Source organism: Polaromonas sp. CF318 (assembly GCF_000282655.1).
Lineage (GTDB): Bacteria > Pseudomonadota > Gammaproteobacteria > Burkholderiales > Burkholderiaceae_C > Polaromonas.
In genome coordinates this window covers 1-13,500 of sequence record NZ_AKIV01000142.1, presented here as the reverse complement: position 1 = coordinate 13,500, position 13,500 = coordinate 1, and the positions used below count along the sequence as shown (strand labels likewise).

Annotated in this window: 13 protein-coding genes; 8 read left to right on the top strand and 5 right to left on the bottom strand. The window is 63.8% G+C overall.

All coding sequences use genetic code 11. From position 1 onward, the window contains the following. Positions 1–152 precede the first annotated feature (152 nt). A complete protein-coding gene (locus PMI15_RS21730; RefSeq protein ID WP_036840613.1) occupies positions 153–998 on the top strand; it encodes a MurR/RpiR family transcriptional regulator in 846 nt (281 codons plus the stop codon). Positions 999–1,022: 24 nt separating this feature from the next. Here PMI15_RS21730 and PMI15_RS21725 read toward each other — a convergent pair whose 3' ends face one another. Continuing rightward, a complete protein-coding gene (locus PMI15_RS21725) occupies positions 1,023–2,366 on the bottom strand; it encodes a M20 aminoacylase family protein (RefSeq protein WP_007874235.1) in 1,344 nt (447 codons plus the stop codon). 33 nt (positions 2,367–2,399) lie between these two features. Further along, the gene (locus tag PMI15_RS21720; protein WP_238541170.1) at positions 2,400–3,134 is read right to left on the bottom strand and encodes a DUF3047 domain-containing protein; all 735 of its coding nucleotides are present in this window, start codon (positions 3,132–3,134) and stop codon (positions 2,400–2,402) included. Positions 3,135–3,225: 91 nt separating this feature from the next. Between PMI15_RS21720 and PMI15_RS25055 the strand changes: the two genes are divergently transcribed. Next, positions 3,226–3,459, top strand: coding sequence for a hypothetical protein (locus PMI15_RS25055; protein WP_162130769.1), 234 nt, complete (start codon positions 3,226–3,228; stop codon positions 3,457–3,459). Between the two features lie 26 nt (positions 3,460–3,485). On the opposite strand, the gene PMI15_RS21715 is transcribed toward PMI15_RS25055, so the two are convergent. Then, positions 3,486–4,658 carry a porin gene (locus PMI15_RS21715; RefSeq protein WP_007874230.1) on the bottom strand — a complete coding sequence of 391 codons (1,173 nt, stop codon included), beginning with the start codon at positions 4,656–4,658 and terminating at the stop codon, positions 3,486–3,488. A 367-nt stretch (positions 4,659–5,025) separates the two neighbouring features. Beyond that, entirely contained in the window at positions 5,026–6,084 is a 1,059-nt protein-coding gene (locus PMI15_RS21710) for a porin (RefSeq protein ID WP_157214713.1), read from the bottom strand. Positions 6,085–6,830: 746 nt separating this feature from the next. On the opposite strand from PMI15_RS21710, the gene PMI15_RS21705 reads away from it, so the two are divergent. Continuing rightward, a complete protein-coding gene (locus PMI15_RS21705) occupies positions 6,831–8,102 on the top strand; it encodes a porin (protein WP_007874226.1) in 1,272 nt (423 codons plus the stop codon). Positions 8,103–8,211: 109 nt separating this feature from the next. Beyond that, entirely contained in the window at positions 8,212–8,841 is a 630-nt protein-coding gene (coq7, locus tag PMI15_RS21700) for a 2-polyprenyl-3-methyl-6-methoxy-1,4-benzoquinone monooxygenase (RefSeq protein WP_007874225.1), read from the top strand. 18 nt (positions 8,842–8,859) lie between these two features. On the opposite strand, the gene PMI15_RS21695 is transcribed toward coq7, so the two are convergent. After that, positions 8,860–9,318, bottom strand: a complete 459-nt coding sequence (locus PMI15_RS21695) for an OsmC family protein (RefSeq protein ID WP_007874224.1) — start codon at positions 9,316–9,318, stop codon at positions 8,860–8,862. Positions 9,319–9,617: 299 nt separating this feature from the next. On the opposite strand from PMI15_RS21695, the gene ilvA reads away from it, so the two are divergent. Genes ilvA through PMI15_RS21680 form a run of 4 tightly spaced genes read left to right on the top strand, consistent with a single transcriptional unit; the run spans position 9,618 to position 13,385 of the window. Then, positions 9,618–11,231: a threonine ammonia-lyase, biosynthetic gene (ilvA, locus tag PMI15_RS21690; protein WP_007874223.1), complete on the top strand. Its 1,614-nt coding sequence runs from the start codon at positions 9,618–9,620 to the stop codon at positions 11,229–11,231. A gap of 9 nt (positions 11,232–11,240) precedes the next feature. Next, positions 11,241–11,504 (top strand): cysteine-rich CWC family protein, encoded by a 264-nt coding sequence (locus tag PMI15_RS24510; RefSeq protein WP_007874222.1) that lies wholly within the window; start codon positions 11,241–11,243, stop codon positions 11,502–11,504. Continuing rightward, the gene (gene cobT / locus PMI15_RS21685) at positions 11,461–12,522 is read left to right on the top strand and encodes a nicotinate-nucleotide--dimethylbenzimidazole phosphoribosyltransferase (protein ID WP_007874221.1); all 1,062 of its coding nucleotides are present in this window, start codon (positions 11,461–11,463) and stop codon (positions 12,520–12,522) included. Before PMI15_RS24510 ends, cobT begins: the two co-directional genes overlap by 44 nt. Before the next feature lie 17 nt (positions 12,523–12,539). Beyond that, the gene (locus PMI15_RS21680; protein ID WP_007874219.1) at positions 12,540–13,385 is read left to right on the top strand and encodes an adenosylcobinamide-GDP ribazoletransferase; all 846 of its coding nucleotides are present in this window, start codon (positions 12,540–12,542) and stop codon (positions 13,383–13,385) included. Positions 13,386–13,500: the final 115 nt, after the last annotated feature.

The window sequence follows — 13,500 nt, the reverse complement described above, 5'->3', positions numbered from 1 at the left end:
GTGGCCCCCACGGTCGTTCACTTCGTGTAACTCCCTGCCCCCCGAGGGGGCCGCTGCGCCTGCGGTCTGGCAAAGCCAGTCCCACGGCCCCTGCTGGTTGGGAGAGGTCCCACATTTTGAATGGGTCGGTGCGACGGGAGACATACCCCACCATGCTTGATCGAATCAAGGCTTCATTACCGTCTTTGGCGCCTGCGGAACAACGCGTGGGCCGCCTTGTACTGTCCGATCCGCGGGCCTTTGCCAACCTGCCCATTACCGAGCTGGCCGGCCGCTCGCACGTGAGCAAACCCACCGTGGTGCGCTTTTGCCGCAGCATGGGTTACGACGGACTGTCGGACTTCAAGCTCAAGCTGGCGGGCAGCGTGAGTGAGGGCGTACCCTTCATCCACCGCAGCGTGGACGCCGACGACAAGACCGCCGACGTGATGGTCAAGGTGATAGACAACACCGTGGCGGCGTTTTTGAAATACCGCAACGACGCGAGTTCGGTGGCCGTGGAAAGAGCGGCGGACGCGCTGCTGGCGACCTACAACACCGGCAGGCGCATCGAGTTTTTCGGCGTGGGCAACTCGGGCATCGTGGCGCAGGACGCGCAGCACAAATTCTTTCGACTGGGCATCACCAGCATTGCTTACAGCGACGGCCACATGCAGGTCATGAGCGCCTCGCTGCTGGGCCCGGGCGACTGCGTGGTGGTGATTTCCAACTCGGGCCGCACACGCGACCTGATGGACGCCTGCGACATCGCGCGGAAGAACGGCGCCACCACCATCGTCATCACCGTCACCGGTTCACCGCTGGCCGCGGCCGGCAACATCCACCTGGCGGCCGACCACCCCGAGGGTTACGACCGCTACAGTCCCATGGTGTCGCGCCTCATGCACCTGATGATTGTCGACATCCTGGCGACCTGCGTGGCGCTGCGCATCGGCAGCAAGCTGCAGCCGCTGCTCAAGGAAATGAAGAACAACCTGCGCAACAAGCGCTACGCCTGAGGCGACAGCGCCGGCGCCGCGCGATCAGGCCAGCGGCAGCGAACGCTCCACGATGCCGGCGAACAGCGCCGAGCCCAGCGGCAGCACGCTGTCGTTGAAGTCGTAGCAGCTGTTGTGCAGAAAGCGGCTGCCCACGCCGCCCGTGGTGCCGCCCTTGCCGTCGGGCAGTTGCTCGCCCTGGCCCAGGCGCAGGTAGGCGCCCGGCTTGACGCGCAGCATGAAGGAAAAATCTTCCGAGCCCATGCTGGGTTCAAGATTGCTCACCACATTTTCGGCACCGACAAGCTGGTCCGCCACGGCGGTGGCCAGCGCGTATTCGGCCGGTGAATTGATGGTGGCCGGGTAGATGCGTTCGTACTTCACCGTGGCGGTGGCGCCGAAGCCCTGGGCCACGGCCGCGCATAACTCCTTGAGGCGGCGCTCGACCTGGTCCTGCACCTCGGGTTTGAAGGTGCGCACGGTGCCCACCAGCAAGGCCGTTTCGGGCACCACGCTCATGGCGCCCAGATCGCCGGCCTGGACGGCGCAAATGCTGATCACGGCGTTGTCCATGGCCTTGACGTTGCGCGACACAATGCTTTGCACCGCGGTAATGATGTGAGCGGCCACCAGCACCGGATCCACCGTCAGGTAGGCGTGCGCGCCGTGGCCGCCCTTGCCGGTGACCTCGATGGTGATACGGTCCGCCGCGGCCATCATGGGACCGGGATTGATGCCTATGGTGCCGGGCCGCATCGCGGGCCAGTTGTGCATGGCGTAGATCGCCTGCACCGGAAAGCGCTCGAACAGGCCGTCCTTGATCATCGCGTCGGCCCCGCCGCGCCCCTCTTCCGCGGGCTGGAACACCAGCACGGCGTCGCCGGCGAAATTGCGCGTCTCGGCCAGGTAACGGGCGGCGCCCACCAGCATGGTGGTGTGGCCGTCGTGGCCGCAGCCGTGCATCAGGCCGGTCTTGGAAGACTTCCAGCCGAATTCGTTGTGCTCGGTCATGGGCAGCGCGTCCATGTCGGCGCGCAGACCCACCATGGGCCTTGCACCGGCCTTGGCGGGTTGCTGGCCCTTGATGACAGCCACCACGCCGGTCTTGCCGATGCCGGTGTGCACCTCGTCAACCCCGCACAGCTTGAGCGCATGCACGACGCGGCTGGAGGTGTAGACCTCTTCGAAGCCCAGTTCGGGATGGGCGTGGAGGTCGCGCCGGAAGGCCGTCAGTTCGGGGTGGTACTGCACGATCTGTGCGAAGGCGCGGCCGCTGGCGCGCAGTTGGGGCGGCCGGTCGGGACTGTCGGCGTTGTCGGGACTGTCTGCCGCGGTGGGTGGGAAGGGGGAGGCAGCTGGAAGGCTTGGAAGGGTGGCCGGAGCGCGCATGTCAGTGAGGTTCCGAGTTCAGCAGTTTGAATACTAGTCTTGAAGGGATGGCGGTGCAAACACAGGGCTTTGTGAAACCCTGGCCGATGCGGCGGTTATGCCGGGGACGACTGCGGCATTCAAGGGCTTGTTGATCAAGCTGACAGGGCCGTACCATGCCGAGGCTTTTTGCCGCGTGTTGTCGCTGTCCGTCATGATGGCAATGCCGACCAGCGCGCCCGGTGCTTCGCCGAACGCTTTTTCATAATCGGCGCGGATGTCGCGCTCGTAGTCGAGCCAGCGACCCAGCCGCGCGGGGCCGGACTCAAGCACCAGCTTGCGGATGCGGTCGGTGCGGGTGTTGATGAGCACGCTTTCGGGCGTGCTGTGCGTGCCCCACACATACATGAGGGTCGCGTAGGGTAGCGGCTCACCCGTGAGCGCCAGCGCCAACTCCGAGAGCATGGCGTTTTTGGCGGAGAACTTCGAGCGGTCGCCTTCGAAAGCGAGCACCACACGCACCGGGGAGTCGTCCCCATCGCGCTGCGTCATGTCGGCGCCGGAAATCATCATGGGCACCTTCCAGGAAAAACCCAACTTGCCCAGTTCCGAAGGCTCGACCCGTAGGTGTTGCCGCAGCATGCTGGCGGCGCTGTCGGACTCACCGAGAACGGCATCGCGTCCGTCCAGGCGCACGGCCCGGTAGCGCGTGGATTTTTTACCCGGGAAGGCGCAGTGCTGCCACTTCACCGTCTCGGGGTTTGCAAGAGGGCTTGCATGGGAATTCAAGGGCGACGCCGAAGTCCACTGCACGTCCTGGCTGGCTGCGGGTGCGCTGGTTTCTATTCCCGCGCAGGCGGTCAACAAAGACAGGCAGCTGATGACCACAAGGGTGCGCAGCGCGCTCAAGGAGAGAAAAGGCGGCGATGTGGTCATGAAAAAAATGGCGGGCATTCAGGGAGGCTGCCAGGCTTGCGGCCTTGATGCATGTGGAAGAACAAAGAACCAGATAACTCAACGCGGCGCGCGCGGAAAAGTTTCAAAAACCCGCACAGCTCTTTCCATAAAAAAAGCCGCCTCGGGTTTCCCCGAAGCGGCTTTTGGATTCTCATAAGAAACTGGCGTCAAGCCAGCTTCAAATTAGAACGTGTGGCGAATGCCAGCTGCGTACGTGGTGGTACGGGTGATGTTGCTGGTAGGAGCGATCACCATGGTGTTGGCAGCTACGTTCGAGTAGTTCTTCGTGCTGACGGCACCCGTGTACAGGGTGGTGCGCTTGCTCAAAGAATACAGAGCCTGGACGCCCCAGCCGGTGCTGGAACCCAGATCGTCACCCTTGGAACGTGCATAGCCAGCGCTCAGGGTCGTTGCGCCCAGAGGCACTGCAACGCTCAGGCTGTACTCTTTTTGTGCTGCCAGTTCGTGAGCAGCAACTGCAACGCCGGTCGGGCTGAACGTGGTCGTGACGTCCTTGAACTTGGCGCGGTTAGCACCGAAGCCGACTTTGGCAACGCCGAAGTCATAAGAAACGTTCAGCAGCGTGTTGGTCAGAGCAGGCTTGGTCGTAGCGGTGCGAGCTGCGCCTTCGGACTGGTAGCCGCCGGACACAACCAGAGGACCGTTTGCGTACTTCAGGTTGGCAGAAACCGTGTTGCTTGCGCTGACAGCTGCGGTCTTGTCTTCGCCGAAGGCGTACATGAACGAGCCGGTGAAGCCGCCGAAGTTAGGCGAAACGTACTTGATGCTGTTGTTGAAGCGGGTGTTGAAACCAACCCAGGTCACGTGAGCGCCAGAGCCGTTGCCGTTGTGGTTCAGCAGAACAGCATTGCCAGCCAGGGTACCGATAGCGCCAGCTTGAGCGGTGCTGAAGCCGTTGTTGGTGTTGGAAGGATCGAACAGGGTAGCGCCCATCATGGCGTGGTCACCAGACACGTCATCGTAGGAGCTGGAGTTGCGACCGATGGTCACGGTACCGAAGCCGCTGGAGATACCAACGTTGGCGCGACGGCCAAACAGCAGGCCGCCTTGAGCGGAAGCGCCGGTGTCAAGGTTGAAACCGCTTTCGAGGTTACCGATGACAGCCATGCCGCCGCCGATGTCTTCGCTGAAGCGAATGCCCCAACGCGAACCGTTCAGGCCGCCAGCGTCAATTTTGGCCTGGCTCAGGCCGGAGATTGCGGCGCCGCTGACCTGGTTGGTCTTGTAGCTGCCGATGTTGGCGTCGAGCAAACCATAGATGGTCACGGTCGACTGAGCTTGTGCTGCACCAGCCATCGCGCCGAGTGCGGCCAAAGCGATAAGGGTCTTTTTCATTGAGAGTTTCTCCAAGGTTAAACATAGGGCTCCGGCACGGGGACCATTTCGGACTTGCGTCTTCATGGCTCCACCAGAGACCCGGGCCAACCCCCTTTCGGGAAGTTGGCTCTATTGCACCAGACTGGGCTTCAATTCGCAAAGGAATGCCCAAAAAAACAGCCAAGCCGTTGTGCTCAAACCACAAACAAAGGGCTGACAGTGGAAAAGAAACAACGCCCGCGCAAACCGGGGATTCCGGCCCGCCAAAACCCGGTTTTTGGCTGTTTTTGGCCAAACCAACAAAAAAAGCCGCTTCAAGGAAGCGGCTTTCCAAGCAACCCCGCGCCAGGGCGGGGTTGAAGTTAAGACTCAGGCCAGGCCTGGATCAGAACGTGTGGCGGATGCCAACGCCGTAGGTGGTGGTCTTGCGATCAGCCACGCCGGGGTTGGTTTCCTTGCCGGTCTGCACGCCAGCGTACAGGTTCGAACGCTTGGACAGTGCATACAGGCCCGCCACACCGTAGCCGGTGCGCTTCAGGTCGGGAGCGCCAGCCAGACGGGTGCTCTTGGAACGGGCATAACCGCCGGACAGCGTGAAGGTGCTGGAAACAGGGAAGTCCAGGCCGATCTGGTATTCCTTGGTCTTGTCCGTAGCCAGGGCGGTCACGGGGCTGACGCCGTTCTTCACGTTGCCGTATGCGCCGAGCAGCTTGACCACGCCGAAGTCATAGGAGCCGTTCAACTGCGTGTACTTGACCGCGGTAGCGGCGGCAGTGGCTTTTTCGCTCTGGTAAGCCAGCGAAGCGCCGATGGGGCCGTTTGCGTAAGCAACGTTCATGCTGATGATCTTGCCGGCACCGACAGCGGCGGTCTTGTTCTCACCGAAGCTGTACATACCTGCGGCGGAGAAGCCGCTGAAATTCGGGGTTTCGTAGTAGATCGAATTGCCGGGACGGTCCGAGTAGTTGTTGCTGGCCCACACGCTGGTGGAAGGCGCAAACAGCAGCGAGTCAAAGCCGGCAGCGCCAGAACCCTTGACCATGTCGTAAGGGGTCCACATCTTGCCGAGCTTCAGTTCACCGAAGCCGCCGGAAACGCCAACCCATGCCTGACGGCCGAAGACCGCGGTGGAGGTCGCGCCGGTGTAGGGGTTGGTGTAGTTGTTGGCGGCGCCGGTGCTGGGGTCAAAGCCGGCTTCCAGCAGGAAGTTGGCTTTCAGGCCGCCACCGAGGTCTTCAGAGCCCTTCAGGCCGAAACGGCTGGTCTGCAGACCACCGCCGCTGCCGGAGAAAGGATGGGGAACGTTCACGCCGGACTGGCTGATGTTGTTGTCCTTCACGGTACCGATCCAGGCGTCCACCAGACCATAGATGGTCACGGTGGACTGGGCGGATGCCACGCCGGAAACGGCCAGCACTGCCAGGGCGACTAGGCTTTTCTTCATCATTAAAAATCTCCAAAAAGGTGGGGAACACATGAACACATAAAAATTGCGAACATTTAAAGGGCTTTCTGACTACCCCAGGTCGATTTAAATCGATCTGTCACAAATCACACAAAGCCCTTGTCGCTCTATTAGCAACTTTCACGCCCGATTGTTGGTGTCTCGCGACACATCGGGTATCGCGTCTTACAGCAGGGCATCACTTTGGCCAGCTATGCCTTTTTATGCCGCGCGAACACACCAAAATGGCGCCTTTTCCGCAGGATGCATCGTTTTGGTGAAAACGCACCCGGGGCCTGCATCCGGCTTCGCGGTTTCCCATGCCAATTCCGAAGGGTGAGGGCAACGCGGCAAGCAATCCTTGCCAAACGGCCGTGGTGATTCGCGCGAATGTGGCTCACTTACCACGGGCTGGCCAAAATAGAGCCCCCGCCCTAAGCCGCGTCCAGGCATCCGCCGAAAGGGCGCAGGACCCACCCCCGGCCGGACGCGGAAGCCCCCACCACAGAGGGAATGCACCGGAAAAGATGGGCTTATCCCGCATTTTTTCGGGCTTTGCCGGGCCGGCAAAAACCTCGGGTTTTCCCCTGTCGCGAAAGTGATACCCCCCGTAGTGGCACTCTTTACGGTTCACCCCATCGCCATTAATCTTTCCTTCACAAAGACGGCCTGCAGGGTAAGGACGGGCGTCAAAATTTTCCCGCCATTCACCGCTTTTTTATCAATTACAAACTCCTGGAGACTCCATGAAAAAACTGACCCTCGTTGCAACTGCGATCATGGGACTTTTGTCCACCTCGGCCGCCATGGCGCAAAGCACCGTGACCGTCTACGGCATTCTTGACGCAGGCTATAACCACGTCAGCGGCCTGCGCCAAGGCTCCGTGAGCACGATCGCCAGCGGCATCATGGAAGGTTCGCGTTTCGGCCTCCGCGGCTCGGAAGACATCGGCGGCGGCTACAAGGCCATCTTCACCCTCGAAAACCGCCTGGAACTGGACACCGGTTCCGTGACGAACCGCCCGAACTCCGGCACCCAGATGCCGGACCGCGTCGCCACCTCGGTGGCCGCCGGTGTCGCAGGCCTGCCTCTTCCTGTCGCAACCCGCGACGCCATCATCACCAGCGTGAACACCACGCTCGCGACCGGCGCATTCGGCGTGAACCTGGCCGGCAACCTGTTTGACCGCCAGGCCTATGTCGGCCTGGTAACTCCCGTCGGCGCCTTCACGATGGGCCGCCAGTACACGCCCGGCTACCTGGTAGCCGCGCAATTTGACGCCTCGCAGACCCAGTCCAGCCTGGCCGCCGGCCAGGTTGCCAGCCTGCCCGCCGCATTCGACATCCGCCTGAGCAACACCCTGCAGTACGCCATCCAGACCGGCGGCGTCACGGCCTTGCTGATGTACGGCGCAGGCGAAGTCGCGGGCAGCAATTCCGCAGGCAGGTTCTGGGGTGGCATGGCCACCTACAAGGGCAACGGCTTCTCGGTGGGCTACGGCCACAATGGCAAGAACAATGAGTTGGGCCAGAAATCCCTGACCAACGACCTGATCGGCGCCACGGTCGACGTCGGCCCCGGTACCCTGTACGGCCAGTACGCCACCATCAAGGACGACAACCCAACCGGCATCTCCTCGATCGCTTCTTCGGTCACCACCTCCACGGGTAGCGCGGCCGTCGGCGCAGCGTTCCAAAGCGCCTACAACGCCGCCTTCCGCCAGGACGCCCGCCTGATGCACATCGGCTACCGCCTCACCACCGGCCCACACACCTGGGTGGTGGCCTTCAACCGCCTGGATGACAAGCGCACGGTGAATGCCGATACCGATTCCTACGGTTTCACTTACACCTACGCGCTGTCCAAGCGCACCAACCTGAATGCCGTGCTGACCCGCTTCAACAACAAGGGCCAGGGCCAGGTCGCACCCGGCGGCAACGGTTTCCTCGGCGGCGTGACCTCGTCGGCCGGCGTTGGCTCCACCAACATCGCCCTGGGCATCCGCCACACGTTCTAAACCGGAACCCCGCCCGAATTCAAACCGGGCCGGTTACGCAAAAAGCCTCCTCACGGGGGCTTTTTTCATGGGCGTTCCCATGGCCGGGACCTGGCGCTAACATGGCACCATGACCACCGCACTCGACACAGCGCTCAATGCCGCCGACGGCGCATTGCGCACCCTTTTCGCCGCCCCCCGCGCCAGCCGCGCCTGTCCCACCGTGCCCGGTGAAAAAACCGAGCTGGCACTGCAGGACAAGGCCTTGTCAGGCGCGCTGATGCGGGTCAACCACGTGGGGGAGGTCTGCGCACAGGCCCTGTATGCGGCGCAGGCGCTGGGCACCCGCGACCCGGCGCTGCGCGAGCACTTTCTGCAGGCCAGCCGCGAGGAAGGCGACCACCTGGCCTGGACCAAGGCCCGGCTGGACGAGCTGGGTGCCCGCCCTTCGCTGCTCAATCCCCTCTGGTATGCCGGCGCCTTCGGCCTCGGGCTGGTGGCCAGCCGGCTGGGCGACCGCCTGAGCCTGGGTTTTGTCGTCGAGACCGAACGCCAGGTCGAAGCCCACCTCGCCGGCCACCTGGAACGCCTGCCGCAAGGCGACCATGAGTCCCGCGCCATCGTGGCGCAGATGAAGGACGATGAGGCCCTGCATGCGCGCGAGGCCGAACAGGCCGGCGCCCTGCAGCTGCCCGAGCCGGTCAAGGCGCTGATGCGCTCGGCGGCGCGCGTCATGACCACGACGGCGCACTACATCTGACGCAAGTGCCCGGGTTGCTTAGACCTCCAGCACCTCGAAGCTGGTGGTGATGTCCGCGGTTTTCGCCAGCATGATGGTGGCCGAGCAGTATTTGTCGTGGCTCATGGCCACGGCGCGTTCCACGGCGCTGGCGGCAAGGCCCTTGCCCGTCACCACGAAGTGCATGTGGATCTTGGTGAACACCTTGGGGTCCACGGCCGCCCTTTCGGCACTGAGCTTGACCGAGCAGCCGCGCACGTCCTGGCGGCCGCGCTTGAGGATCAGCACCACGTCATAGGCCGTGCAGCCGCCGGTGCCCGCCAGCACGGTCTCCATGGGCCGGGGCGCCAGGTTGGCGCCGCCGTTCTCAGGCTTGTCCGCGTCGGGTGCGCCGTCCATCACCAGCGTATGGCCGCTACCGGTTTCGGCGAGAAAGCTCATGTTGGAGCGTGACCCTGTGATTGTGCTGTTGCCCGTCCAGCTCACCGTGCATTCCATAAACTCCGCTCCTTATGCATAAAATTTATAACTGAAACCGTGAAAAATGTGGAGTTTGTGCCACAAGAGATTGTGCAGCGCAACATTGCTCCGCTATACTGAAATCATCGCACCAATACCGATGCCCCCGGCATCCCAAGGTATTTTGTGCACTGGTTGTCTCCTCCACCTCCTCTAAGGGTGGATTTACAGGCCCAGACCGCAAGGTCTGGGCCTTTTTTCTTGCCGGCACGGCTTTGCTGCCGGCTTCTTGCGGCGTTTTTTCTCGCCCCACTATGATGTCAGGCTGAGAGAAAAACATGCCCACCCCGACCAAACCCGCCTCATCCCGCCCTAAAACCGCCCCGTCGGCCAAGCCCGGCAAGCCGCTCAGCCCCGCCGACTACCTGAAAAAAATTCTCACGGCGCGTGTCTACGATGTAGCCGTGGAGTCCAATCTTGAGCCCGCCAGGAACCTGGGCCTGCGACTGAAAAACACCGTGCTGCTCAAGCGCGAAGACCAGCAACCGGTGTTCAGCTTCAAGTTGCGCGGCGCCTACAACAAGATGGCCCATTTAAGCCCGGCACAGCTCAAGAAAGGCGTGATCTGCGCCTCGGCCGGCAACCACGCGCAGGGCGTGGCCCTCAGCGCGCAAAAACTCGGCACGCGCTCTGTGATCGTCATGCCCACCACCACGCCGCAGCTCAAGGTCGACGCGGTCAGGGCCTGGGGCGGCGAGGTCGTGCTGCACGGCGACAGCTATTCGGACGCCTACGGCCACGCCGTGGTGCTGGAGAAAAAACACGGTTTGACCTTTGTGCATCCCTTCGACGACCCCGACGTCATCGCCGGCCAGGGCACGATCGCCATGGAAATCCTCATGCAGCTGCAAAGCCTGGGCTCCAGCCGGCTGGACGCCGTGTTCGTGGCCATAGGCGGCGGCGGGCTGATCTCCGGCGTAGCCAACTACATCAAGGCCGTGCGGCCCGAGATCAAGGTCATAGGCGTGCAGACCAACGACTCCGACGCCATGCTGCAGTCCGTCGATGCCAAAAAACGCGTCACCCTGAGCGACGTCGGCCTGTTCGCCGACGGCACGGCCGTCAAGCTGGTGGGCGAGGAAACCTTCCGCATCAGCCGCGAGCTGGTCGATGAATTCATCACCGTCGACACCGACGCGGTCTGCGCCGCCATCAAGGACGTGTTTGTCGACACGCGCAGCATCGTCGAGCCCTCGGGCGCGATGGCCGTGGCCGCGGTCAAGCAGTACGTGGCCACCCACAAGACCAAGGGCGAGACCTACGCGGTGATTTTGTGCGGCGCCAACATGAACTTCGACCGCCTGCGTTTTGTCGCCGAGCGCGCCGAGGTCGGCGAAGAGCGCGAAGCCCTGTTCGCCGTGACGATTCCCGAAGAGCGCGGCAGCTTCCGGCGCTTTTGCGAAGTCATAGGCGAGCTGCCCGGCGGGCCGCGCAGCGTGACCGAGTTCAACTACCGCATCAGCGACGACGCCAAAGCCCATGTTTTCGTGGGCCTGACCACTTCGGCCAAGGGCGAGAGCAGCAAGATCGCCGCCAATTTCTCGCGCCACGGCTTCAAGACCCTGGACCTCACGCACGACGATCTCGCCAAGGAGCACATACGCCACATGGTGGGCGGGCACAGCGCCCTCTCCAAGGACGAACGCCTGCTGCGCTTCATTTTTCCCGAGCGCCCCGGCGCCCTGATGAAGTTTCTCTCCAGCATGCGGCCGGGCTGGAACATCAGCCTCTTCCACTACCGCAACCAGGGCGCCGACTACGGCCGCATCCTGGTGGGCCTGCAGGTGCCCAAGGCCGACAACAAAGCCTTCAAGGAATTCCTCGACACCCTGGGCTACCCCCACGTCGAAGAAACCGCCAACCCGGTTTACCGGCTCTTCCTGCAAAGCTAGAACCCCGCCATGAACCAGCAAGGCACACCCTCGGCAAGGCCCGCATCGGCCTACACCTCGGTGTGCCCGCGCTGCGGCGCCGGCCTGCGCTGCGGCATGGTGGCGGGCGATGCCGAATGCTGGTGCGTCAAGCTGCCCCATGTCATGCCAGTTCCCGGCGAACGCGCCCCATCACCCGAAGGCAGCGCGCCATCCTGCTACTGCCCCGCCTGCCTCAAGCTGATCACCGATGAACGCACCCGACTTTCCAATCCTGCGCCTGCCCGCGATTGAGCCCACCGCCGATGCCTCGTTCGAGGCCAGGCTGCGGCACAAGATCGACCACAAAACCAAGCCGTTGGGCGCGCTGGGCCGGCTTGAAGACCTGGCGCTGCAGCTGGGGCTGATCCAGCAGAGCGACATCATCACGCTGCGCGAGCCCCAGATGGTGGTGTTCGCGGCCGACCACGGCATCGCCGCCGAAGGCGTTTCGGCCTACCCGCAGGCCGTCACCGTGCAGATGGTTGGCAATATGCTGGCCGGCGGCGCCGCCATCAATGTCTTCGCGCGCCAGCACGGCTTTGCCCTGCGGGTGGTCGACGCCGGCGTGGCGGCCGAGCTTGCGCCGCACCCGCAGCTGCTACCGCGCAAGATCGCGCACGGCACGCGCAACAGCCGCCGCGAAGCCGCCATGACGGCCGCACAGGCACGCGCCGCCTTGCAGGCCGGCATGGACATCGTGAGCCAGCTGCCCGGCAATGTCGTCGCCTTCGGTGAGATGGGCATTGCCAACACCTCGGCCGCCGCCCTGCTGTTCGCGCGCCTGGCGGGCGTCGGCATTGATGACGCCACAGGCCGCGGTACCGGGCTTGACGATGCCCAGCTCGCCCAGAAGCGCCGGGTGCTGGCGGATGCCCTGGCTTGCCACGCCAACGCCACCGATCCTCTTGCCGCGCTGGCCGCGCTGGGCGGCTTTGAAATCGCCATGATGGCCGGCGCCATGCTGAAGGCCGCGAGCGAGCGCCGCGTGGTGCTGGTCGACGGCTTTATCGCCGGCGCTGCCGCGCTGGTGGCCCGGTCGCTGGCGCCCGCCGCGCAGGATTACATGGTGTTTGGCCACCGCGGGGACGAACACGGCCACCGCCTGCTGCTGGCCCACCTGAAAGCCAGCCCGCTGCTGGACCTGGGCCTGCGCCTGGGCGAAGGCACGGGCGCGCTGCTGGCCTGGCCGCTGCTGCAGTCGGCGGCCAATTTCCTGGGCGAGATGGCCAGTTTTGAGTCCGCCGGCGTGAGCGGCAAGGAAGGCGCGTAAACCGCCATGGGCGCCGTATGACCGCCATTGCCCAGTTCGTGCGCGAGTATTTGCTCGCCGTGCAGTTCTTCACCCGCATCCCCATCACCGGGCGGCTGGCCGAATGGGTGGGCTACAGCCCCGAGATGCTGCGCGCCAGCGCGGGGCACTTTCCGGGCATAGGCATCCTGGCCGGCATCGTGGCCGCGGCTGTGTATGCCCTGGTGCAGGCCCTGCTGCCCGACACCACCTTCACGCCGCTGGTGGCCGCCGTGCTGTCCACCGCCGCCACCGTGCTGCTGACCGGGGGCTTTCATGAAGACGGCCTGGCCGACACGGCCGACGGCCTGGGCGGCGGCCACGACAGGGAGCACGCGCTGCAGATCATGAAAGACTCGCGCGTGGGCGCTTTCGGTGCCATGGCGCTGGTGCTGGCCGTGCTCGCCAAGGTGTCCCTGCTGTCCATACTCGGCTCGGTCGAAGGCGCGCCCACCGGCTGGGAGGAAGCGCCCTTTGCCGGCTGGTACATCTGCGCCGCGCTGTGGACGGGCCACGTCGTTTCGCGCGGCCTGCCGCTGCTGCTGATTTACCTGCTGCCGCATGTGGGCGACGCGGCCGCCTCCAAGTCCAAACCGCTGGCCGACCAGATTGCGCCGGGCGCCTTGCTGATCGGCTTTGCCTGGTGTTTTGTGGCGCTGGCCCTGGCCGCCCTGGCGCTGGACGCCCTGAACCTCATCGTCGCCTGCAGCTTTGCCCTCCTGGCCCTGCTGTGGATGGGGCGGATGTTCAAACGCCGCCTGCAGGGCTTTACCGGAGACTGCCTGGGCGCGGCCCAGCAGGTCTGCGAGATCGCTTTCTACTTCGGCCTCGCCATCAGCCTATGAGCGCGACCAGGGCGGTTTCCAAACCATGAAGCTCTGGCTGGCCCGCCACGCAAAACCCCTGATAGATCCCGGCATCTGCTACGGCCGGCAAGACGTGGCGGCCGACGCAGCCGCC

What these genes read in the sequence shown, in the direction of transcription:
- PMI15_RS21710 (WP_157214713.1), bottom strand. Translation starts at nt 6,084, where the DNA reads ATGAAGAAAAGCCTAGTCGCCCTGGCAGTGCTGGCCGTTTCCGGCGTG.
- PMI15_RS21695 (WP_007874224.1), bottom strand. Translation starts at nt 9,318, where the DNA reads ATGGAATGCACGGTGAGCTGGACGGGCAACAGCACAATCACAGGGTCA.
- PMI15_RS24510 (WP_007874222.1), top strand. Translation starts at nt 11,241, where the DNA reads ATGAACCAGCAAGGCACACCCTCGGCAAGGCCCGCATCGGCCTACACC.
- PMI15_RS21715 (WP_007874230.1), bottom strand. Translation starts at nt 4,658, where the DNA reads ATGAAAAAGACCCTTATCGCTTTGGCCGCACTCGGCGCGATGGCTGGT.
- PMI15_RS21705 (WP_007874226.1), top strand. Translation starts at nt 6,831, where the DNA reads ATGAAAAAACTGACCCTCGTTGCAACTGCGATCATGGGACTTTTGTCC.
- PMI15_RS21725 (WP_007874235.1), bottom strand. Translation starts at nt 2,366, where the DNA reads ATGCGCGCTCCGGCCACCCTTCCAAGCCTTCCAGCTGCCTCCCCCTTC.
- PMI15_RS25055 (WP_162130769.1), top strand. Translation starts at nt 3,226, where the DNA reads ATGACCACAAGGGTGCGCAGCGCGCTCAAGGAGAGAAAAGGCGGCGAT.
- ilvA (WP_007874223.1), top strand. Translation starts at nt 9,618, where the DNA reads ATGCCCACCCCGACCAAACCCGCCTCATCCCGCCCTAAAACCGCCCCG.
- PMI15_RS21680 (WP_007874219.1), top strand. Translation starts at nt 12,540, where the DNA reads ATGACCGCCATTGCCCAGTTCGTGCGCGAGTATTTGCTCGCCGTGCAG.
- coq7 (WP_007874225.1), top strand. Translation starts at nt 8,212, where the DNA reads ATGACCACCGCACTCGACACAGCGCTCAATGCCGCCGACGGCGCATTG.
- cobT (WP_007874221.1), top strand. Translation starts at nt 11,461, where the DNA reads ATGAACGCACCCGACTTTCCAATCCTGCGCCTGCCCGCGATTGAGCCC.
- PMI15_RS21730 (WP_036840613.1), top strand. Translation starts at nt 153, where the DNA reads ATGCTTGATCGAATCAAGGCTTCATTACCGTCTTTGGCGCCTGCGGAA.